Origin of the sequence: Neorhizobium sp. T7_12, from assembly GCF_002968535.1 — a bacterium.
GTDB classification, from domain to species: Bacteria; Pseudomonadota; Alphaproteobacteria; order Rhizobiales; family Rhizobiaceae; genus Neorhizobium; species Neorhizobium tomejilense.
Genome location: NZ_PVBK01000003.1, coordinates 297,076 through 318,112 on the forward strand (window position 1 = coordinate 297,076; position 21,037 = coordinate 318,112).

The window sequence follows — 21,037 nt, forward strand, 5'->3', positions numbered from 1 at the left end:
CAGCCACTCGCTCAGGGCCTGCGCGTCGAAACGGAGCTTGCGCTTTCGAGCGCAAGCCCTCGGCTGCCTGGCGCCAGCAGCGGGTCACTCAACTGCGACCATTTTAGTAGTAGCCGGTATAGTCGGGACCAAGATCGAAAGCCCTGGCCAGCTCCTCGAGAACGACGAGAACAATGGAAAGCAACATCTTCGGGCGCTCCAGACTTAAAGCCGTCGTTGCTACTTTTCCCATCGTGAAAGGGGTTGTTCCGTACGGTCTGGCAAAAGCCGATGACCTGCCAAAGCTCAGATGTGCCATCAGGAAAGGCCACTGGTCTAAAAGCCAGCGATCTATCGTCGCCGACGATCTGCTTTTTCGGGTTCGCCGCGATCAAAGCCGCAGCCGCTTCACATATTTTATTTTCTCCTTCCCATCGCTCTCGAAGTTGTCGCCATCCAGCCTCAGCGGGCGGACCAGGCTCCGTTCTCTTGAGGTAGCTGTTGGACTTAAGCGCATATTCAAAACGCGCGAAAAAGTAGAGAAAGTCAAAGGCGAGAGACTCCAGATCCTGACCAACGTCGTTTCTTCGCATATGCCCACCCACCGTTCCTAGAGAACTGTAATGCCGACGCCCAGGGAACTCATGGACGCCGCTTTTTAATCCATCAAATGCGGCACCGGAGATAATGCACGCCCCTTCTCCGGTTTTGGAATCAGGCTTGACTTACGCGTCCATATCGTGGATAAGTTTTATCCACGATATGGAGATGAGCGATGAAACTCGGCGACGGTGTCGAACAGGCGATCCACAGCATCAGCATGATGTCCAGCCTCACCGAAGGCGGGGTCCTGTCGGCCGCGGCGCTGGCGGAATTCCACGGGGTTTCGACCAGCTACCTGCTGAAACATCTCCAGGCGCTTTCGGGCGCCAGGCTGGTGGAAACGGTGTCGGGTCCGAAAGGCGGATACCGGCTCGCGAAGAAGCCGGCGGAGATCACGCTTCTCGATATCGTGCTTGCCGTCGAAGGACCGGCGCCGGCCTTCCGCTGCGCCGAGATCCGCCAACGCGGGCCGAACCCGCTGCCGGGACGGTATTTCACCAAACCCTGCGGCATCAACGCCGCGATGCTGAAGGCTGAAAAGGCCTATCGCGCCGAACTCGCCAAGGTGACGATCGCCGACATCCTGGCCGACCTCAACGCAACCGACGACGGCGGCATCGCCGCGCGCGGCTGCGCCTTTTTGGAACTCAACGAACGCAGAACCGCCCGCTAAGGGCCATAGGCACGCCGAAGGCGGCCAAAACCCCAAGGAGAAGACCCATGCATCAGCGTCTCAACATGCTCAAGGCCGCCCCGGAAGCCGTCAAGGCCGTCACGGCGCTCGAAAACTACGTGCAGGCTTCCGGTCTGGAGCGCCGCTTCATCCACCTCATCAAGCTGCGCGCCTCGCAGATCAACGGCTGCGCCTATTGCGTTGACATGCATGTGAAGGAATCACGGCATGACGGCCTTTCGGAACAGTGGATCAACATGATGTGCGTCTGGTGGGAATCGCCGGTCTATGACGACAAGGAACGCGCCCTGCTCGGCTGGGTCGATGCCGTGACCCGCATCGCCGATACCGGCATTCCGGATGCCGCCTTCGACGCGCTGAAGGCGCATTTCACGGAGGAAGAGATCGTCAAGATCACCGTCGCTCTCGGCGTCATCAACACCTGGAACCGACTGGCCGTCGGCTTCCGCAACCAGCACCCGATCGACAAGCCGGCCAGCAAGGCCGCCTGATCGGGGGCCGCCTGACGAAAGCTCCCGCCTCAATCACCGCGCGACGATATACCGGTCGGAGCGGTGATTGATGGCCAGCACGAGATTGAGCACGATGGCGCCCAGCACCGACCATGCGACGGTGATGGGCGAAACGACGGCAAAGGCGCAGAGCATGACGCAGAGATCGAAGGCGAGCTGGATGAGGCCCGCCTGGATGCCGAAGCGCTCCTGGATATAGATCGCCAGGATGCCGACCCCGCCGAGCGACGCGCGGTGGCGATAAAGTCCGAGCAGGCCGTAACCGAGCACCAGGCCGCCGAGCAGGGCTGCCCAGAACGGGTGCAGGTACTGGATCAGGAAGAAATGGCTCTCCAGTTCGGTGATCACCGAGACCAGCGCGATGGCGATGAAGGTCTTCAGCGAGAAGGCAAGGCCGAGCCGCTTGAACGACAGGTAATAGAACGGCAGGTTGACGATGAAGAACAGCAGGCCGAACGAAATCCCGAACGCATAATGCAGCAGGAAGGCGACCCCCGCCGTGCCGCCGGTCAGAAGGCCGACCTCGTTCAGGAAATAGAAGCCGAGCGCCGACACCATGGCGCCGATGAAGAGGCCTTGCCCATCTTCCAGCAACGTGTGTTGTGCCGGATCGGCGCTGTAAAATCCGAGACCGCGCCTCTGCTGCTCAGCCAATTTGAACCCCTCAGGTTTTCGGTGATATTGCACTGCAATAAAACTGTCGGCAAGGATCTTCAAGTGTTCATCGGCGGGCGCGGAAAAAAGCAGGAATCGGCGGGTTCAGCCCAGCCACTTACCTGGACGTGGAATCCCGCGAATATATGCTGAGAACATCGACTCTGTGGAAGCCCGTCCCTTTAGATCAAGGCTTCCACGAACTGCCAATTGAGGCGGCTTCATCGATGCCATCCGGCAGGTCAGTAACCTTCTGGCGTCTTCAGGTCTTCTACCAGGATTGCTGGGGTGGAGAGTTGTTGTCGATAAAATCTTTGACCTCGGAGTCCTCGGGGCAGGAGATATCGCTTGTTAGTTCATCGTAGACGGCATCGACGATGACAATCCTCATGTCCAGTGCAAGCGGAAGATCAAGCCGATCAGCCATCCAGGGCTGTTGATCGGACCCGCATCTGGCGGGACGATCGTGCACCTCTTCATTCCATTCTCCAGAGCTTGGCGAAGGTGGCAGCTTGATTTTCGATCTCGTGTGCCGGGGGAAGCGGCATCGGAAGGTCAGCATCCCCTAGCGCGACCAGCAGGTCCGCATAGTCTCTTAGCCCAAGGCGGCGGACGACCTCGCGCCGAGAGAGCAAGCCCTTGGAATAGGCCAGCAGTGGGTCCTGGTCGGAAATTTCCTTCTCCGGCTCGGTGATTACCTCAAAATGCTCACGGACAATGGCCGTCATGGTTGTCCGGTTTTGTGCTGCGTACGCTCTTACCCTGGCGACCAGTTCATCTGGCAGATTCATGGTCGTGTTCTTCAACATGCCGCAATCCTCCATCCTCTTCACATATAAATGTGAGATGCATGCGGCCAACAAGAATTTCCTTGGGAGAGAAGGGCCGCATGCAGTATGGGGCCTATGAAAAAACTCGGTATCGGGAATGCTGCTTGAGCGGCTGCAATCCTATGGGTTACTTCTGCCCCATCATTTAAGATTCCACATTTGAGTTCGTGGCTGGGCGTTCAGCCGCGCTTTTTCGACAGAAACAGAACGCCGTGCACAGGTTTTCCGGCATCCATGCGAATGACGGTGTTTTCCACGCAGAGCAGATCGAAGCCGAAGCGGGAAAGCAGCGCGCGGATATAAGCTTGCGAATGGGCGTAACGCAGAGAATCCCGCAGCACGAAACCAGCCCCCCGGCCCTCGTCCTCGCCCGCATCCTCGGCCGAGAACGCGAAGACACCGGCCGGCGCCAGCAGTTCCAGGACCAGCGGGAAGACGGTTTCGAGCGAGCCCAGATACATCAGCACGTCGGCCGCCGAGACCAGATCGGCACGGTGGACCGTCAGGTCGCCGAACAGGCCGGAATCGTCCGATGCAAGGCTGAGGTCCGACTGGCCGAGATGGTCGTAAAGACCCTTGGCCTGCGCCTTCGCCAGCATGTTGGTCGACAGGTCGAACCCTTCGAGGCGCGCGGTCCTGGTTCGGATTTCGGCACCGAACAGGCCGGTGCCGCAGCCGAGATCGACCGTATTGCGGAAAGGTCCGTGCGGCGCGACCAGCGTCGCCAGCTTGCCGGGCACGGAGTAGCCGAGCTTCTCCACCAGAGCAGTATCGAACCGGTCGGCATAGTCGTCGAACAGGCCTTCGACATAACGGCTCGGCGGCCGGTCCGGCGTCTGCTCGGCGCCGATCAGCGCGAGTTTCAGGCGGGCGCCAAACACATCGTCCGGCCGCAGTACTAGCGCTTGGCGATAGGCATCCGCGGCCGTGCCGAGACCGGCCTTGCCGCGATACTCGCCGAGCCGGAACCAGCCGGCCGCCCAGCCGGGTGCCAGTTCGAGCGCCTGTTCGATCAGCTCCGCCGCAGCCGCGAAATCTCCGCCCTCCGCCAGCATGCGGGCGTAATCGGCGCGGCGATCGGCGGTGGCATCGCCCGAGGAGAATTGACTGGAAAACGGGCTGGGCGGCATGGATGATCCTCCGAGGTGGAGGTTCTTTGCCGAAGCCACAAAAAAACTCAAGTTCTATCTGAGGGGAAACGCTTGCGGCGGCAACGGCTGCCGATTATCTCTCATGGGAAATTCGGAGAAGGACAAGGATGGCGGACGGGGTCAACAAGTTCCTGGGCGATACGCCAGGTCGCACGATCATCAAGCTGATCGTGGTGTGCCTGGTGGTGGGTTTCGTGCTGGCATTCTTCGGCTTCACGCCGGACAATATCGTCGACACGATCCGCTACTGGTTCCTGGACCTCTGGTATAACGGTTTCCGGGCGCTCGGCCGGGTCGGCAATTATCTCGTGCTCGGCGCGATCATCGTCATCCCGATCTTCGTCATCCTGCGCCTGATGAGCTACCGCCGCTGACATGACTTCACTGATCAAACCTTCCCGGCGGGACCTCCTCGTCTTTTCCGGCCTGGCGCTGGTGCTTGCCGGCTGCTCCACCACATCAGTCCTGACCCCGACTGCCGGCGCCGAGGACGAGACCCAGGCAGCCCTTCCGATGGTCAACAAGTTGCGGCAGAGCCGCGGCCTGTCCGCGCTCGCGCTCGACATGCCGGCGCGCAAGGCGGCGGCCCGCCAGGCGGTTCGCATGGCGAAAGCCAACCAAATGAAGCACCTGATCGGCTTCGGCGACAGCTTTGGCGCCCGGATGAAGAGCAGCGACGTGGCGCTGCCGGCGGCCGAAAACATCGCCAGCGGCCAGGATACGGTCGCAGCTGCCGTGCAGGCCTGGATCGATTCGCCCAAACATCTCGAAAACATGCTCGGCTCCTACCGCGGCCTCGGGGTTGCCATGGCGCGAACCTCTGCCGGCGCCCAACCCTATTGGGCCATGGTCCTTTCCGGCTGACCCATGGAGAGCGGGGGGCGTAACCAGGAGACCGGGGTGGCCAGGCCGTTCGACGTGACGCACCGGCTGGTGCTTGGGATCGCCATCCCGATGACGCTCGGCTTCCTGACGACGCCGCTGCTCGGTCTCACCGATACCGCGGTGGTCGGGCAATTGGGCCAGGCAGAGTCACTCGCGGGTCTGGCGATCGGCGCCATCCTCTTCGATCTCATCTATGGCAGCCTCAGCTTTTTCCGCACCTCGACCACTGGGCTGGTGGCGCAGGCCTTCGGCCGCGGCGACCGCCGGGAACAGCAGGCGGTGTTCTGGCGAGCCTTCTTGAGCGCGCTCGGCCTTGGGGTGATCATGCTGGCGTTCTCGCCACTGATCCTTCGATACGCGCCGGACCTGATGACCAGCGATCCGGCCGTGGCCGACGTGACGCGCCACTATTTCGGCATCCGGGTGCTGACGAGCCCGGCAACCTTCGCCAATTTCGCCATCCTCGGCTTCGTGCTCGGGCGCGGCCAGGGCATGCTCGGGCTGACGCTGCAGATCATCCTCAACGGCACCAATATCGTGCTCGCCATCCTGTTCGGCCTGGTGCTCGGCTGGGGTGTGGCGGGTGTCGCCTGGGCGACCGCGGCAGCGGAAGTGACCGCCGTGGTGATCGGCCTCGTCATCGTCAGCCGGCAATTTTCCGCCGCCGACCGGCCAACGCGCGCAGACATTTTCGACGCTACCAAGCTGCGCCAGCTCTTCCAGCTCAACGCCGACATCCTGATCCGCTCGCTGATATTGAACGGCGCGTTTGCGGTACTGACCCGCGTCGGGTCGAGCTTCGGGGCGGTGACGCTGGCGGCCAACGCGGTGCTGATGAACATCTTCATGCTCTCGGCCTTCTTCCTCGACGGGCTCGCGGGTGCCGCCGAACAGCTCGCCGGCCGGGCGGTGGGCGCGCAGTACCGGCCGTCCTTCGATCGGGCGCTGAAGCTGACCGGCCTCTGGTCCTTCGTGATGGCCGGCGTCGTCGGACTTTTCTTCATCGGCTTCGGCCAGCCGATCATCCAGCTTCTCACCACGTCGGAAGCGGTGCGGCAGGAAGCCTATGTCTATCTCGGCTGGGCGGCGGTGACGGGGCTGACCGGCGCGCTCGCCTTCCAGATGGACGGCGTGTTCATCGGCGCCACCTGGTCGCGCGAGATGCGCAACATGATGCTCGTCTCATTTGCGGGCTATTGCGTCAGCCTCGCCGTGCTCGTGCCGATGATGGGCAATCACGGGCTCTGGCTGTCGCTCAACCTGTTCCTGTTGATGCGCGGCTTCTTCCTGGCGGCCATGGTGCCGCGCAAGGCGCGTCAGAGCTTTGTCCCGGCCCATTGATCGAGGCGGGCATCCCGCAGCTCGCGGATCGAGGAGACCTTCTCCCGGTCGACAAGGCCCGAAAGCCCCTTTACGATCGTCGCCGGCAGGCCGGGGCCTTCATAGACCATGCAGGAATAGAGCTGCACGAGGTCGGCACCGGCGCGGATCTTTTCCAGCGCATCCGCCGCACTCGAGACGCCGCCGACGCCGATGACGGCGAGGTCCGGGCCGACGCGCTTGCGTACTTTTGCAAGGACTGCCGTCGAGCGCTTGAAGAGCGGGGCGCCGGAAAGACCGCCCGCTTCCTTCGCCTGGGCCTGGTCCTTCAATCCATCTCGGGCGAGCGTCGTGTTGGAGACGATCAGCCCGTCGAGCGGATGCGCGGTCGCCTCGGCCGCGATATCGTCCAGGCCCTCCTCCGTCAGATCGGGTGCGATCTTCAGGAAGACCGGAACGGTCCGGCCATGGCGCAGCGCCTCTTCGGCGCGGGTGGCCAGAATGGCGTCGAGCAGCGCCTTCAGGCTGTCGCGCGCCTGAAGATCGCGCAGGCCCGGCGTATTGGGCGAGGAGATGTTGACGGTGAAATAGGTGGCGAGCGCATAAAATTTTCGGATGCCGGCGACGTAGTCGGCAACCCGGTCGGCCGCATCCTTGTTGGCGCCGATATTGACGCCGACGATGCCTGGCGCATTGCGCCGTGCGGTCAGGCGCGTGAACGCCGCCTCATGGCCCTCGTTGTTGAAGCCGAGCCGATTGATGACGCCGCGGTCCTCCACCAGGCGGAAGATGCGCGGCTTGTCGTTACCCGTCTGGGCCTTCGGCGTCACCGTGCCGATCTCGGTAAAACCGAAGCCGAGCTTCAGCATCGCATCCGGCACCTCGGCATTCTTGTCATAACCGGCCGCAAGCCCGATCGGGTTCGGAAACCGAATGCCGGCGACCGTCTGGGCAAGCCGCGGATCGAGGGCCAGGCGGCAGGCGGGCACGAGGCCGGTTTTGAGGGCAGCGATCGACAGCCCGTGCGCAGTTTCCGGATCGAAAACGAAAAGGCTGCGCGAGGCAAACCCGGCAAAGGGGCCGATCATGGCATTTTCTCCGGAAAGGCATGCAGGCCATCGACGCCGATCAGCAGCGGCATTTCCCAAAGGACGGCCGAAACAGGCAGGGTGCCGTAAAGATGCGGGAAAAGATCACCGCCGCGTGAGGCTTCGTATTTCAGCGCCTCGCCGAGACTGGGCGCATTGACCGCGACCAGCATCAGGCCGGCGACGCCGGCAAAGTGCAGCCTTGCGGTCTCCTTCGCCTGCGTACCGGTGGAAAAATGGATAAAGCCGTCCTTGAGGTCGATTTCGGCGCCTTCGAAGACACCTTTTTGCTTTGCCTGGCGCCAGAGCGTTTCCGGCACGATCTTGTACACTATATCCGTCATCATCAACTCTCGGGGACCTGCTATTCTCCGACCGTTTGCCGCAAAGCCCGGCGCTTGTCCACCGTTACAGCAGGAGGACCACAACATGAAAACGCTCGCATTGGTGACTTGCGTACTGCTCTTGCCGCTGGCCGCCACGGCGCAACAAGCGCCGACGAACCGTTTCCAGCTTCAACGCACCGAGACCGGCATCGTCCGGCTCGATACCGAAACCGGCGCGATGACGCTCTGCCGCGACGAGAACGGCACGCTCGCCTGCCGCATGCAGCCCGACGAGAGGGCAGCCTACGAACAGGAGCTCGACCGGCTGGCCAAACGGGTCACCGCGCTCGAGGAGCGGCTGAGCAACATTCCGCCGGACGCCTTGCCGAAAGCGCTGCCGAGCGATGCGGAAGTCGATCGCTCGCTGTCGATCATGGAGAAGTTCATGCGGCGCTTCATGGCGATCGTCGGCGAGTTCGTGGACGAACGAGAAGCCGATAAACCACAACCCAATCGTACGTGATCTCCCGCACTTGTTTCGGGTCTGCGAGAGGTTTACAACTTTCTAAGATTCATTGGCACGACTATGCTCTTGGGAGGGGGCGTGGACATGCAGACACTCACGATCATCATAGCAGACGACCATCCGCTGTTTCGCGGCGCGCTCAGCCATTCCGTGCGCGGCATTGGAGAAGAACTCGTGATCATCGAGGCCGGCGATTTCGAGGCGGCGCGGCGTGCGGCCGAAGACAATCCCGATGCCGACCTGATGCTGCTCGATCTCGCCATGCCGGGCGTCAGCGGCTTTTCGGGACTGATGTCGCTGCGCGCCGAATTTTCCGGCCTGCCGATCGTCATCGTTTCGGCCAGCGACGATTGCGCCACCATCCGCAGGGCGCTGGAACTCGGCGCTTCCGGCTTCATCTCGAAATCCTCCGGGCTCGACGATATCCGTGCCGGCATCCAGACGGTGCTGGAAGGCGACATCTGGGCGCCGAAAGACTACCTCGCCGGACCGGAAGAAGATTCGGGCCTCACCGAGATCATTGAACGGCTGAAGACGCTGACGCCGCAGCAGAACCGGGTGCTCTCCATGCTCGGCGAGGGACTGCTCAACAAACAGATCGCCTATGAACTCGGCGTCTCCGAGGCGACCATCAAGGCGCATGTCTCGGCAATCCTGCTCAAGCTCAATGTCGACAGCCGCACCCAGGCGGTGATCAAGCTCGGCAAGATCAACATGGCGCTGGTGGCCTGACACGGTTGCGACTGGAACAGGATTTTATTCCTTTCGTCCCTTTACGCGAGGCTGAGGTTCCGTTAAAATTCGGGGTGCGCGCGAGCCGGCAGCCCGCTGGAGCGAGGCGTTCAAGGAACCGGTCGACAAAAGTCTGATCGGTAGGGTTCTGATCGAGAGGTTCGCAGAGCGCTGGATTGTCCGGCCTTGTCTCGCGCACCGGTCACGGGTACGGACGACGATGCTGTCACATGATACGATCTGGAGCGCGATAGATACTCTCGCCCAACGCCACCAGCTGACGCCTTCCGGGCTGGCGCGACGCGCCGGTCTCGACCCCACCTCGTTCAACAAGTCGAAACGGCTCGGGCCGGACGGACGGTTGCGCTGGCCGTCGACGGAATCGATTGCCAAGGTGCTCGAGGCGACGGGCGCCACGATCGACCAGTTCATGAGCTACCTGCCCGCCGTTCCCGGCCGCTCCTCGATCCCGGAAGGCAATTTCCCGCCGCAGAACGGCTCCATCCCGCTGCTCGGTTTTGCGCAGGCCGGCGCCGGCGGCTTTTTCGACGATGGCGGGTTTCCGGCCGGCCAGGGCTGGGACGTGGTGGAGTTTCCGGTCGATCCGTCCCGCAAGGCCGGCGTCTATGCGCTGGAAGTCCAGGGCGAATCGATGATGCCGCTTTATCGCGACGGCGACGTGCTGATCGTCGAGCCGGGCGCGCAGGTGCGCCGTGGCGACCGTGTGGTCCTCAAGACCAAGGAGGGCGAGGTGATGGCAAAAGTGCTCGCTCGTCAGAGCGCCCGGACTGTGGAGCTGCTCTCCCTCAATCCGGAACATCCGAACCGCAGCTTCGACCTTTCCGAGGTGGAATGGATAGCCCGCATCATCTGGGCCAGCCAATAAGCGAGGGAGTAGGAAACTGCTCCTACCCGGCCATCAATAAAGCCCGTTCGGAAAATAGCGCAGGTAGATATCCTGCAGCCGGCCGTTGCGCGACAGGACGCTGAGCGCCTGATCGAAGGCGGCGACCAGGAGTGGGTCGTCCTTGCCGAGCATGATCGACAGGCCTTCACCGAGGAATTTCTCCGAGAGATAGGGGCCGTCGAAGAGGGCGCAGCATTTCGCCGACCCTTCGCCCGCCACCCAGAAGGGCAGTCTCAGGCCATCGGAAAAGGCGGCATCCACCTTGCCCGTCTTCAGGGCTTCCAGCACCGCCTCGTAATTGTCGAACGGTACGGCGGCGATCTTCGGAAAAAACGCCTTCAGCATCAGCTCATGGGCGGTACCCCTGACGACACCGACCGGTTTGCCGGAAAGCGCTGCCGCCGTATCGCCGTCGATCCTGGCCTTCAGGTTGCGGGCGAAACGCGCCGGCACGCCGAGATAAGGCCGCGAGAAGGCAAACCGCTGGCGCCGCTCCGGCGTCACGGCCATGCCGGCCATGACCGCTTCGCCGGCGCCACCCTCCAGGGCCTTTTCCAGTTCGTCGAAGGGCAGCGCCTGGATCTGGCACTTCGCCTCGATCTTCAGCTCGGCGCAGATTTCGCGGGCAAGGTCGACATTGAAGCCGGCAAGCCTGCCTGTCTGGTCGGCGAAGTTGAACGGCGGGAAATCGACGCTCGTCAGGATGCGGACCCGGATCACGGTGGAAAGATCGGGGCGGGCGAGCCGCTCCTTGGCATCGAACATCAGGGGCAGCGGGCTGCTGCCTTCGGCAGCCCGAGCCGGGACCGCGGCGGCAGCAATTCCTCCGGTCAGAAGGCAAAGCCGCAGAAGACGGAAGAACCCCTTGATTTTCGGGGATGCAATCATGGGATGCATCTCTATGATCCAGATCGGGACAGGTTGGGGCGCTCGCCTGCGGGCGGTGTAGCAGAGACATGCGCTTGAGGGAATATCCGCCAGCAGCGCTGCCGGTGCAAGATGATGCGCGGAACAATTCGGCGCCGTCCGGAAACCCGTCGGCCGACGACGGCAGCGCTGCCGGCGATCCGGAATTCCTCGCGCTGTCGGCGCTCGGCTTCTCCAAGCCACTGCTTTCGACGCTGACCGACAGGGCGCGGCGCAACGGAACCAGCATCGAGAGCGAACTGCTTCACAGCGGCCAGGTCGACGAGCGGCCTATTGCGGTGCCATGGCGCGTTACCTTCGCCTGCCCTTCATCCCAGCGATCGATCCGGCTCGGTCGCCGACATGCCGGGCTTGGAAACCAGTTGCCACGCCCGAACCGGGTCAGGATCAACCATCGCCGCCAGGCGCCCACGTGGCGGGCGTACCCGAGGCGAGAAGGCTTGCGGACCGGAAGGCGGCACTGCTTGCAATGCCGCTGCTCGGACAGGACCTTGCGATCGCCATTCCATCTTGGGCACCCCGGGCCGTCTCGAGATCAGGCGCGACGCGACGCGTCCGCGAGACGATCAACGGGCTGTTCGAGCGTTTCCTGAGTTCTCGGCCCGCGTGGTACTCTCAAGCTCCCAGGTTTTCCGCCGGGCTCGGATTGGCCGCCCTCCCCACTGCGCTGATCGGGACGCTGCTTTTTCTGCACATTGTTCTGCTGATCTATTTCGCGTTCGCCGCCGTCAACCGGCAGCAGTTCGCACGCCCGTGCCTCCTCCGCCGGGTCGTCCGAAGCCTGACGGACCGCGCTCACGCCGATCAGCCTTTACCGAGGAACCCGGCTACGGATTGCCGAAATTATGACCACGAACGAGCCTCAAGACCAATCTATTGAAGGAAATTTGACTTGGTCCCTTACTCACGGCACAATGCCTAAAATTATGTACATAAGCGCGAGCTGTGTCCATTTGAATGAACAAAGGTAACTAACCTTGCCCCGCAAGAGAAGCTATTCGCGAGTGACGCGCCAAGCCCTCACCATGCTTGGAAAGCTGATCCGCATCGGCCGGGCCGAGCGCGGCCTGACGGCGCAGGAATTGGCCGACCGAGCCGGCATCAGTCGGACAACCCTGTCCAGTATCGAAAAAGGCGCGCCAGGCCCCGAGATCGGTATCGTCTTCGAGGTCGCCTCACTCGTCGGCCTGCGTCTGTTCGAATCTGACGAGCGCATGTTGCAGGTTCACAGTTCCCGCGTCGACGAAAAGCTGACGCTGCTTCCCAAGAGCGTCCGCCACGCCGTGAAGGAGGTTGATGATGATTTCTAGGGCGAGCGCCACGGAAGCCTTTGTCTGGATTTGGCTCCCCCAGGCAACGGAACCGGTTGTGGCAGGGCGCCTCGTACAGGATCGCGAGCGCCTGCTCTTTGCCTACGGCGCCAGCTACCGGAGCCGAAAGAGCGCCATTCCTATCTATGACCCCGAACTTCCCCTTCGGGAGGGCGTAATCAGGCCCATCAACGGATTGCCGATGGCGAGCTGTATTCGCGATGCCTCGCCCGATGCCTGGGGCCGCCGCGTCATCATCAATAGGCTGACCGGCAAGACGCCCGACGCCGTCGGCGTGCCGGAGCTCAGCGAGTTGACCTTCCTGCTCCAGTCAGGCTCCGACCGGATTGGCGCCCTCGATTTTCAGGCATCGGCAACAGAATATGTCCCCCGCCTTGCCGCGCAAGCCTCTCTCGACGAACTCATGGAAGCGGCCGAACTGATCGAAAAGGGAGTGCCGCTTCCCCCGGCGCTCGACCAGGCTATCAATCACGGCACCTCGATCGGCGGCGCGCGCCCCAAGGCGCTTATCGACGACGGCACCACGAAGTTCATCGCTAAATTCTCGGCAAACAACGATACCTACAGCGTCGTGAAGGCTGAATTCATCGCGATGAAGCTGGCATGCGCCGGCGGGCTCAACGCGGCATCCGTGTCGATAACCCGTGCCGCGCATAAGGACGTGCTGCTGATCGAGCGCTTTGACCGCGGGCGTACAAAGGACGGGTGGACGCGGCAGGCCATGGTCTCGGCGCTGACGATGCTTGGCCTTGATGAGATGATGGCCCGTTACGCTTCTTATGAGGACCTGGCGGAACTGATCCGTCATCGCTTCACGGCCCCCAAGGATACACTCAAGGAGCTCTACGGGCGGATTTGCTTCAACGTGCTGTGCGGCAACACCGACGACCATGCCCGCAACCATGCCGCGTTCTGGGATGGTAAGATGATGACACTGACGCCCGCCTATGACATCTGCCCGCAAAACCGTACCGGCACTGAAGCCACACAGGCCATGCTGATTAAAGGCGACCGACGCGCCAGCACGCTGGCAACCTGCCTTGCGGCCGCGCCGGATTACCACCTGAAAGAGGCGGAAGCCGCCGCGCTGATCGAACACCAGATCATGGCCATAGCCAAACAGTGGCAACCCGTCTGCGAGGAAGCCAGGCTGAGCCCTGTCGACCGCATGCTGTTCGCCGGACGTCAGTTTCTCAATAGCTATGCCCTGGAGGGGCTCGATGGCCACAAGGCACTGCACGATGCATTTGCTGCCGCCCGGAATGCACTGATCGCAAGTGGAGACGCCTAAAGAGGTGAGCACCGCAGCGGCTCAGAAGACGCGCTTAGGGCGGGCATTTCTCAGCTCAATAGACCACGCATCATGGGCTGCTGAGCAGAACACATCAGGGATCAACTTCCAACGGTCGTTCGGGACAAACGACCACTTGGCCCGGAAATGCGTACTCACAACGAGATCCTGCGCCAAATCTGACGGGTGTGCTGCGATCCGATCGGCGCCCTTCAAGAGTGCGTCCCCGTTAGGCACCGATCCAGGCGCCAGCACGAGATTGTCGGCTAGGTCCGCTGTAGCTTACGGCTTCACTGAGGAGCGCTCCAACTCGAAGCGGATCGGCGTGCCACTCTACTGGATGATGAACTCTCCGGCGACGTGGCGGGCGGAGGATCGAGATGCGGTCGAAAACCTCTCCTGGAACAAGACGCCGCATCAGCCGACCGGCAAAACAAGCGGATCCTCAGTCACGCGTGGCATGCCGGAACATTTCCGCTCCCTGGGCGTCAGGTAGGAGGCTCTGACAATGGAGGAGATAATGCACACCTACTACCGTTATGACGGCGGCGCACCCGCACCCGCGCCCGGCGCCCTTATCATCAGGTTCTACCACTCCGGCGACGAGATCCGCGGCTTTGTCCGCAAGATCGCCGAACCCTCCGAAGACGACGCGATTTTTCCGGGAGAGGAAATGGAACCGGAAGCCGCCTTCCGGACGGCCGAGAACAGGAACCGCGGACCGGACAAGCCGCCGATCTTCGTCGAGCTTTCGGAAGGGTTCAATGGGACCCAGCCTGGGGCAGATTGATGTGATGTCGGGGCTTGAGACCTAGACCCGGCCTCATGCCGTTCCTTGCGCAGAAAGCGGGTTGCGCGCTTGTCACTTCTTCATGCCCACGTGAGCCGGGGTAACCATCGCGCCGATCCGCCCGCTCCCGCTGGTTAATGCTTGGGCGTTGTCAGGGAGACGCTGATGCTTCGAATTGGACTATTCACAACGACAGACCTTCCGTCGTATCTACCCCGGCCAGGACAAGCCGCCCCGGTGCATGGCCGAGCCCGGTTGTGATCCTCGTGCTGCGCGGCGGGATGAAAGACAGACGTGGAAAATAAGCAGTCAAATATCAGGGCGGCCGCATGGATGATGACATCCATCGCATTGCTCCTGCTCATGGCCGTCTCGGGTCGTGCCGTAACCCGCGAGATCGACGTTTTTCAGGTGATGGAGATGCGCTCCGTCATCGCCTTTTTCATGCTGCTGCCGCTTGTCCATCGCGAAGGCGGCATTAAGGCGATGCGAACCGGCATTCTGCCGAGCCACATAGGCCGCAACGTTGCCCACTACGTTGGCCAGTTCGCCTGGCTGATGGGCCTTACACTGATCCCGTTGGCGCAGGTCATCGCCATCGAGTTCACCGCCCCAATCTGGGCAGCTCTGATGGCCGCGGCGTTTCTCGGGGAACGGCTGACCTGGCGTAAAAGCGTGGCGATCCTGTTCGGTCTGGTCGGCGTGGCGCTGATCGTGCGCCCGGGCGCGGCAGCGCTCAACCCGGGTCACCTCATCGTGCTCGGAGCAGCCTTCGTATTCGCCATATCCTTCATCACCACGAAGGCCCTGACACGTTCCGACAGCGCAACGAAGATCATTTTCTGGATGCTCGTCATTCAATCGGTGATCGGAATAGTACCGGCGCTGAACGTTTGGGTCTGGCCGTCTGCAGCAATATGGCCGTGGATTTTCCTGATCGCGTTTACAGGTACATTCGCTCATTATTGCATGGCGAGAGCATTGTTTCATGCCGACGCAACGGTGGTGATGCCGATGGACTATCTGCGTGTGCCGTTGTCGGCCCTCCTTGGTTACCTCCTGTATGCCGAGGCGATCGACAGCTTTACCGCGATTGGCGCAGGACTGATCCTCGCAGGCAATCTTTTCAACCTGCGCCGACCCCATGCCAACCGGATACAGGCCACTCCGTCCTGATGGTCGTCCGCAAAACCTGCCCTATTCCGCGTCCCGGTGGTTCTCCTTGAGCAAATCCCTTGCTGACGCCCGGGTCATCGGGGCCATCCATTTGGGCGGTTTCATTCATTTATGCAGTAGATAACCGCACACCCCGTCGACCGAAAAAACATGCCGATTCTGCATCTCCGCGGCCCCGAGCGCTTTCCCCACGCTCAGCCCGCGAGGCGACGACCGTGAACGCCTGCCCGCGCAAGGGCCATCAGCATCGGGCCGACAGCGAACTCGCCTCTTTCGGTACGGCGGGTGAGATCGCACAGATAGCCGCCGGCCGAGTTGATGTGCCCTCCCCTCTCGAGAATGCAGGCAATGACGGTTGCGGCATTTTCCCTCCCCATCGCCACACACGCTTGCTCATAGGCGGTAGGGCTGACCCCCAGCATGGTACGGACAACGACCGCCGCCGCCATCAGGTCGCGCCAGTTGTCGATTCTCCCGCCTGGCCCGTAGTCTGCGATCTGCGGGCAGGCCTGGAGCACGAGCCCAAGTGGGAAGGATTGCAGAGATCCTCTGGCGACACCGTCGTTGCGGGACCCCCTTTCGCTGCTTTGGTTAGCTCCAACGCGTCCGCTCAACGGCTTGGGTTCGTTCGGCAAGGGTGCGACACGCGTGATCTCCAAGCGGGGTTCAGATTCAAAATGGTAGTTAAGATTAGAATTCTGTTTGTGGCGCTCAATCTGAGACTCCCTGCCGTCGATTTTTTGCGTTTTTACCCGGATTTCCAGGAGGTTGATGATCTCCGAGCGCAACATTTCCATCTCGTCCAGAATGGGAGCGAGGGTTTTGATGGTGGCGACACGCGGAATCCGCCCGACCAGCGCTCGGAACATGTCGAGGATCGTCGCCCAATCCCCGGGAACAGCTTCGTCGAAGGCTGCGGCAATCAGCTTGGCGACATCACGCCGGCAGACGGTGAGCCGGTCGCGGGTGATCCGCAACAGTTCTCGATCGGCGACCACCTGGGCGGCCAGGCTCTCGATCTCGGTGGCACGTGCCAGAAGCGGTGCGAGGCTGAAGCCGAACGCCTCGCGGATCTCTCCAGCCCTACTGCGACGGGCGTAACGTTTCCCGTTTGGGCTATCCTTGCGCAGGATGAGACCGGCCTCGATGAGAATGGCAAGATGTCGCCTGAGGGTCGCAGCCGTCATTCCACGGGCGCGGAGGGAGAGCTGGGCGTTGGAAGGGAAGACGACGAGGCCCCTCGCCTCAGTAATCTCGTCATCCGGATAGAAGGTCAACAGCGCATCAAGCACGGTTAGGGCGCGATCGGTCACGCCCAGCAACGGCCGTGCTTCGCAGACGGCTCTGAACAGTTTCCATTTGTTACGGGTGAATCCGGGTTCAATTGTCTCGGCAAGTTGCTGATTTACCAACATGCCAAGCGACATCGCCCGCCGCCCAAAGGGCGTCGTCACATACCTATTCTCCATCTGCCTTCACTTTCGCTAAGGCAAAAGAAATCCGCACGCCCAAACGGCGCCTAAACTCTTGACAGTGATTCGAGGAAATGCGATTCTTGATTTGCTAAGATCTGAGAAGGGCTTCCACGACCATGTCGCTTGGGGGCCTTTTTCTTTTGCGGTTTACGCTCCTTTATTCTGCTGGAATTCTGCAAAGAGGCCCTGGAGTCTCTCCTGCACGAATTGGTCGAACCCGGGCGCGGCCTTGTTATCGAAAACAAAGGTTGCGCTCGATGCGTTCTTCTTGAACTGGACCGGAACTCCGGAAATTTGCGGGTTGACGACGGGGGCCTCGGTTACGGCCGGCCTTCTGACGGCCAGCGCCAGCGCCAGCGCCCGGTGAAACCGCTCGTCACTTGATAGCGGCCGCGAGTTGTCCGCGGACAACTCGGCCAGAATCAGATCAGGCTCCACACTCTCAAGGCGCTCACCCAATTCCAGCCAGCGTCTGCGGCCGATCTCCGGTGCCACGCCGATGGCGGTGATCAAGGCGATCGGCACCTGCCGCGTCACGATCAGCATCTTGGAGAGCGCGGCTTTATCCACACCCAGCGCCGCCATGATGATGTCGCGCGTAAAGCCCCGTTGCTCGAGGCGCAAAGCGAAAAGCGCCCGCTCGATATAGGAGAGGTTGGTTCGGGCGCTGTTTTCCTGCCCTTGGCTGACCACCAGCTGATCATCGGTGAGTTCGCGGACAACGGCCCGTACACGGATACCAAGTTTCTTGACCGCAGCCAGCCGGCGATGGCCGTAGGCGACCTGATAGCGGCCTTTCGTCTGCGGGTGGGGCCTCACCAGGATGGGCACCTGCTGGCCATGCTCGCGGATCTGCTCCACCAGCTCGTTCAGCTGAACGGCGTCGATTTCCAGTCGGTCTTCGACGAAGGACGCATCGATAAGGCCAGGATCGATCTCGACGACCATCTGGCCCTGGGCCAGCTGCCGTTCAAGGTCGTTCGCCCGTTCGACCTTCTCGGTGATGTTGCCGAGGGTCTTGGTGATCCCGCCCACGGGGGCCGGATTGCGGGCCTGTGGCACAAAGCCGGCGATCGGGCGATTGTCCCTCAGGGCAGTGGGCTCGGGGCGCACCGCGGTGGACGAGGATATCTCGATGAGGTTTTTTCGTGCCATCTAATTACTTCCTTCCCCACGTGGATCGGATATGGGCCTCGATCTCTGCATTCACGAGATTGAGTGATTCCCAGGCGCGATCGTAGGTGCCGCGGACAAACAGCGACCTGTCCACTTCATAAAGCGTTTGCTTCGTCACCCCGGCATCGGCGATGGCGGTCGATTTCAGCATCGCATTCTGAAGCATGCGGTTGCCAAAGATGGCGCGCATGAAGCCCGTCATCTGGCTTTGCGGGCCGTCATTGGGTTCAAATCTGGTGACGAGATACCGCATCCAGTCGTAACTCGTCCGGCCCCCTGCCCTTTCGACCACGGACATGAGCTCGCTGGTCATGGTCAGGAACTGCGACATCGACATAACGTCGAGCATTTGCGGATGCACGGTGATCAACACGGACGTGGCAGCGCAGAGCGCCGACATTGTCAGGAACCCGAGCTGCGGCGGGCAATCGACGACCACGACATCGTAGAGGCTTTCGATTTCGGTCAGCGCCTCGCCGATCCGGGCGAAGAACATTGTCTCCGCGGTTCCGGATGCCATTGCCTTCGGGGTCTCATGCTCGAACTCCATGAGCTCAAGATTGCCAGGGATCAGGTGGAGATGGGGGGTATAGGTGGCGCGCACGATATCGGCAATCGGCCGCGGATCTTCATAGCGGATCGCGCCGTAGAGCGTCTCTGCCTCGCCGACGTCGAGTTCCGGCTGATGGCCGAACAGGGCCGAAAGAGAAGCCTGCGGGTCGAGATCGACGGCCAGAACGCGGTAGCCTCTCAAGGCCAGATATTGCGCCAGATGCGCGGCGGTGGTCGTCTTGCCCGAGCCGCCCTTGAAGTTCATCACCGACACGATCTGAAGCTTGTCGGTGCCCTTGCGGGCCGGGACGTATTTCGGCGTCCCGTTGCGTTCATCGAGAACCCGACGGATCCGATCCATATCGTCAGCACCATAAAGGCGCCGGCCATTGGCAAGGGGGTCCGGGCCGTGCCCCTCGGCTGCGACCTGCCTGAGATAACCCTCGCCGATGCCAATGAAACCCGCTGCCTCGGCAGGGGAAAAGACCCGCATCGTCTTTTGAGAAAGGGGTGGGAAGATTTTGGCCTGGTGCTGCTGGAGCTGATAGGACAGCTCCTGCGCGTCTGTTGCCAGAAGGGAAGGAAGATGCTCTTGATCGTCCTGGATAACGAGACTCGGCTGCATTTGATGTTTTCCCGGTTAACTGCGCAATTTCCACAAAAAGCGCTTTAACTGCGCAGTTACATTATGCTCCGATTCGTTACTGATTGACAAACGCTTAACCAAACCGTCGTTCTCTCCTGCTTTCCGCGTAAGTTGCACCCGTTGACGCGTCTTCTGGATTCATTTTTCGATGGTTATAGGCAGGTGGGTTTTGGATCAGGAGCTGAGTAGTCCGCGGACTACTCAGCTCCTCACCTCATCGATGAGGGGTATTCAAATCCGGTCCTGAACTGATCAAGGTGGACTGCACATCGGTAGGCGCGGTCAGTTCTTTCCAATCGGGCGCCTCACGGATGACCTGGCGCAATGGACGTTGTGGACTGGTTTGCGCGCTGGCACGAAGGGCAATGCGACGGAGATTGGGAGCACGGCGTCGGTGCTTCGATCGACACTCTTGATAATCCTGGCTGGTTGCTAAAGGTCGATCTCGCCGGCACGGACTGCGATGGCCGGATACTCGATCGGATCACTCAAAATTACGAGCATAAGCTGGACTGGTGGACGTGCTGGACGGAAGACAACGTGTTTTGTGGCGCTGGCGGCCCCCGTCAACTTCGGTCGCTTCTTGAGGCGTTTCGAGACTGGGCAACGAGCGTCCGCTAGGATGCCTGCAGGCATTTTGACGCCGCAGCAAATTCTGACCCGTATGCCGAATGAGGCGATATGATCCGGTCGACTTCGGGTGGCGCGCGACCGGCCGCTTCAGCCGAACAAGTCTGAAGGCGCTCCTCGCGTGAATGATCGTTGCGTGCTGAGCGGCACCTTCTGGGTTTTGCGATCACCTTCGGCGTCGCGTGGCCGAGCGTTTATGGCCACTCACCATTTGCTACAGCTGCTTCGTGGGATGAGGAAAGGCGAGTGTCTGGGATAGGAATGATGGGCGCCATCATCCGCAACCTCTGACGGCCGCATCCAGGTGACCGATAGGACGTCCGTCCGCGCTCACCAGCAGGCTGCCACGGCAAAGGGGATCGGGAGCATCGTCTCGTCGGCCCCGAGACGGGCTCGCATCCATGCGGTCGTCGAGGCACAACGGCTTTCGATCCGGCTCAAGCCTTACTCCTTGCCGAGCACACGATCGGCCTGTTGCCGACCAGCCGCGCGAGCACGTTGGTCGGGATGCGGTCGTTTGGCCGATAAAGCCCATGACGCGGATCGTATCGGCGCATCTCTGTGCAGCAGAGGTGCTTTGGCCACTGTCCACCCGGGTCCAGCCGGTGCTGGAAATTCCGCGTCAGCGCGGGCTAAACCGCGAGCGCAACCGGATCGAGCGCGTCTTTTCCAAACTGAAGCACGTCCGCCGCGTCGCCACTCGCTCCCACAGGCTTGACGAGAACGTCCTGGCAATGATCCAATTCGCCTCAATGCGGTTGCGGACGTGCGCTTGAGGCTGGGGATCGAAGGACGTCATCCTTGCCATTGGTAGTCCGCGGACAACTGAGAAATTA

General features: G+C 61.5%; 24 protein-coding genes and 1 pseudogene. 16 read left to right on the forward strand and 9 right to left on the reverse strand.

Going from position 1 to position 21,037, the window contains the following annotated elements:
• The first annotated feature begins 173 nt into the window (after positions 1 to 173).
• The 3 genes from C5J26_RS10395 to C5J26_RS10405 all read left to right on the forward strand — a co-directional run bounded on the left by C5J26_RS10395 (position 174) and on the right by C5J26_RS10405 (position 1,767).
• On the forward strand, positions 174 to 593 hold the full coding sequence (locus C5J26_RS10395) for a hypothetical protein (protein ID WP_105401677.1): 420 nt from the start codon (positions 174 to 176) through the stop codon (positions 591 to 593).
• 161 nt (positions 594 to 754) lie between these two features.
• The gene (locus C5J26_RS10400) at positions 755 to 1,255 is read left to right on the forward strand and encodes an Rrf2 family transcriptional regulator (RefSeq protein ID WP_105401678.1); all 501 of its coding nucleotides are present in this window, start codon (positions 755 to 757) and stop codon (positions 1,253 to 1,255) included.
• Between the two features lie 47 nt (positions 1,256 to 1,302).
• Positions 1,303 to 1,767 (forward strand): carboxymuconolactone decarboxylase family protein, encoded by a 465-nt coding sequence (locus tag C5J26_RS10405; protein ID WP_105401679.1) that lies wholly within the window; start codon positions 1,303 to 1,305, stop codon positions 1,765 to 1,767.
• Positions 1,768 to 1,800: 33 nt separating this feature from the next.
• On the opposite strand, the gene C5J26_RS10410 is transcribed toward C5J26_RS10405, so the two are convergent.
• The 3 genes from C5J26_RS10410 to C5J26_RS10425 all read right to left on the reverse strand — a co-directional run bounded on the left by C5J26_RS10410 (position 1,801) and on the right by C5J26_RS10425 (position 4,402).
• Complete coding sequence (locus C5J26_RS10410) at positions 1,801 to 2,442, reverse strand: YitT family protein (RefSeq protein ID WP_105401680.1); 642 nt, start codon at positions 2,440 to 2,442, stop codon at positions 1,801 to 1,803.
• A gap of 476 nt (positions 2,443 to 2,918) precedes the next feature.
• Entirely contained in the window at positions 2,919 to 3,251 is a 333-nt protein-coding gene (locus C5J26_RS10420) for a hypothetical protein (protein ID WP_105401869.1), read from the reverse strand.
• 200 nt (positions 3,252 to 3,451) lie between these two features.
• Complete coding sequence (locus C5J26_RS10425; protein ID WP_105401682.1) at positions 3,452 to 4,402, reverse strand: class I SAM-dependent methyltransferase; 951 nt, start codon at positions 4,400 to 4,402, stop codon at positions 3,452 to 3,454.
• 128 nt (positions 4,403 to 4,530) lie between these two features.
• On the opposite strand from C5J26_RS10425, the gene C5J26_RS10430 reads away from it, so the two are divergent.
• Genes C5J26_RS10430 through C5J26_RS10440 form a run of 3 tightly spaced genes read left to right on the forward strand, consistent with a single transcriptional unit; the run spans position 4,531 to position 6,649 of the window.
• Positions 4,531 to 4,797 carry a DUF6460 domain-containing protein gene (locus C5J26_RS10430; RefSeq protein ID WP_105401683.1) on the forward strand — a complete coding sequence of 89 codons (267 nt, stop codon included), beginning with the start codon at positions 4,531 to 4,533 and terminating at the stop codon, positions 4,795 to 4,797.
• Position 4,798: 1 nt separating this feature from the next.
• Positions 4,799 to 5,287 carry a CAP domain-containing protein gene (locus C5J26_RS10435; protein ID WP_105401684.1) on the forward strand — a complete coding sequence of 163 codons (489 nt, stop codon included), beginning with the start codon at positions 4,799 to 4,801 and terminating at the stop codon, positions 5,285 to 5,287.
• 3 nt (positions 5,288 to 5,290) lie between these two features.
• Positions 5,291 to 6,649 carry an MATE family efflux transporter gene (locus C5J26_RS10440; protein WP_105401685.1) on the forward strand — a complete coding sequence of 453 codons (1,359 nt, stop codon included), beginning with the start codon at positions 5,291 to 5,293 and terminating at the stop codon, positions 6,647 to 6,649.
• Here C5J26_RS10440 and C5J26_RS10445 read toward each other — a convergent pair.
• Positions 6,625 to 7,716 (reverse strand): quinone-dependent dihydroorotate dehydrogenase, encoded by a 1,092-nt coding sequence (locus C5J26_RS10445; RefSeq protein ID WP_105401686.1) that lies wholly within the window; start codon positions 7,714 to 7,716, stop codon positions 6,625 to 6,627. The two genes, C5J26_RS10440 and C5J26_RS10445, sit on opposite strands and share 25 nt — an antisense overlap.
• Positions 7,713 to 8,063 (reverse strand): DUF952 domain-containing protein, encoded by a 351-nt coding sequence (locus C5J26_RS10450; RefSeq protein WP_105435395.1) that lies wholly within the window; start codon positions 8,061 to 8,063, stop codon positions 7,713 to 7,715. Before C5J26_RS10450 ends, C5J26_RS10445 begins: the two co-directional genes overlap by 4 nt.
• A gap of 82 nt (positions 8,064 to 8,145) precedes the next feature.
• Between C5J26_RS10450 and C5J26_RS10455 the strand changes: the two genes are divergently transcribed.
• The 3 genes from C5J26_RS10455 to C5J26_RS10465 all read left to right on the forward strand — a co-directional run bounded on the left by C5J26_RS10455 (position 8,146) and on the right by C5J26_RS10465 (position 10,186).
• Positions 8,146 to 8,565 (forward strand): hypothetical protein, encoded by a 420-nt coding sequence (locus C5J26_RS10455; RefSeq protein WP_105401688.1) that lies wholly within the window; start codon positions 8,146 to 8,148, stop codon positions 8,563 to 8,565.
• 87 nt (positions 8,566 to 8,652) lie between these two features.
• A complete protein-coding gene (locus C5J26_RS10460) occupies positions 8,653 to 9,300 on the forward strand; it encodes a response regulator transcription factor (RefSeq protein WP_105401689.1) in 648 nt (215 codons plus the stop codon).
• 220 nt (positions 9,301 to 9,520) lie between these two features.
• Positions 9,521 to 10,186, forward strand: a complete 666-nt coding sequence (locus C5J26_RS10465) for a helix-turn-helix transcriptional regulator (RefSeq protein WP_105401690.1) — start codon at positions 9,521 to 9,523, stop codon at positions 10,184 to 10,186.
• Between the two features lie 33 nt (positions 10,187 to 10,219).
• Here C5J26_RS10465 and C5J26_RS10470 read toward each other — a convergent pair whose 3' ends face one another.
• Positions 10,220 to 11,104, reverse strand: a complete 885-nt coding sequence (locus C5J26_RS10470) for a transporter substrate-binding domain-containing protein (RefSeq protein WP_105401691.1) — start codon at positions 11,102 to 11,104, stop codon at positions 10,220 to 10,222.
• Positions 11,105 to 12,159: 1,055 nt separating this feature from the next.
• Between C5J26_RS10470 and C5J26_RS10480 the strand changes: the two genes are divergently transcribed.
• The 5 genes from C5J26_RS10480 (at position 12,160) to C5J26_RS10495 (ending at position 15,722) form a co-directional block, all read left to right on the forward strand.
• Entirely contained in the window at positions 12,160 to 12,444 is a 285-nt protein-coding gene (locus C5J26_RS10480; RefSeq protein WP_172724130.1) for a helix-turn-helix domain-containing protein, read from the forward strand.
• Positions 12,434 to 13,756: a type II toxin-antitoxin system HipA family toxin gene (locus tag C5J26_RS10485; RefSeq protein WP_105401694.1), complete on the forward strand. Its 1,323-nt coding sequence runs from the start codon at positions 12,434 to 12,436 to the stop codon at positions 13,754 to 13,756. The genes C5J26_RS10480 and C5J26_RS10485 overlap by 11 nt, the downstream gene beginning before the upstream one ends.
• 259 nt (positions 13,757 to 14,015) lie before the next feature.
• A complete protein-coding gene (locus C5J26_RS32645) occupies positions 14,016 to 14,252 on the forward strand; it encodes a hypothetical protein (protein ID WP_172724121.1) in 237 nt (78 codons plus the stop codon).
• A 12-nt stretch (positions 14,253 to 14,264) separates the two neighbouring features.
• A complete protein-coding gene (locus C5J26_RS10490) occupies positions 14,265 to 14,546 on the forward strand; it encodes a hypothetical protein (RefSeq protein WP_245441137.1) in 282 nt (93 codons plus the stop codon).
• 333 nt (positions 14,547 to 14,879) lie between these two features.
• The gene (locus C5J26_RS10495) at positions 14,880 to 15,722 is read left to right on the forward strand and encodes a DMT family transporter (RefSeq protein WP_105401695.1); all 843 of its coding nucleotides are present in this window, start codon (positions 14,880 to 14,882) and stop codon (positions 15,720 to 15,722) included.
• 194 nt (positions 15,723 to 15,916) lie between these two features.
• Here the strand turns inward: C5J26_RS10495 and repC are convergent, their stop codons facing one another.
• The 3 genes from repC to repA form a co-directional block, all read right to left on the reverse strand.
• Positions 15,917 to 17,191: a plasmid replication protein RepC gene (gene repC / locus C5J26_RS10500; RefSeq protein ID WP_105401696.1), complete on the reverse strand. Its 1,275-nt coding sequence runs from the start codon at positions 17,189 to 17,191 to the stop codon at positions 15,917 to 15,919.
• A 153-nt stretch (positions 17,192 to 17,344) separates the two neighbouring features.
• Positions 17,345 to 18,352: a plasmid partitioning protein RepB gene (gene repB / locus C5J26_RS10505; protein ID WP_105401697.1), complete on the reverse strand. Its 1,008-nt coding sequence runs from the start codon at positions 18,350 to 18,352 to the stop codon at positions 17,345 to 17,347.
• A gap of 4 nt (positions 18,353 to 18,356) precedes the next feature.
• Complete coding sequence (gene repA / locus C5J26_RS10510) at positions 18,357 to 19,550, reverse strand: plasmid partitioning protein RepA (RefSeq protein WP_105401698.1); 1,194 nt, start codon at positions 19,548 to 19,550, stop codon at positions 18,357 to 18,359.
• Between the two features lie 345 nt (positions 19,551 to 19,895).
• Here repA and C5J26_RS10515 point away from each other — a divergent pair, with 345 nt between their 5' ends.
• A complete protein-coding gene (locus tag C5J26_RS10515; protein ID WP_105401699.1) occupies positions 19,896 to 20,192 on the forward strand; it encodes an Imm53 family immunity protein in 297 nt (98 codons plus the stop codon).
• Between the two features lie 50 nt (positions 20,193 to 20,242).
• Positions 20,243 to 20,977, forward strand: a pseudogene (locus C5J26_RS10520) (IS5 family transposase).
• The last annotated feature ends 60 nt before the right edge of the window (positions 20,978 to 21,037 follow it).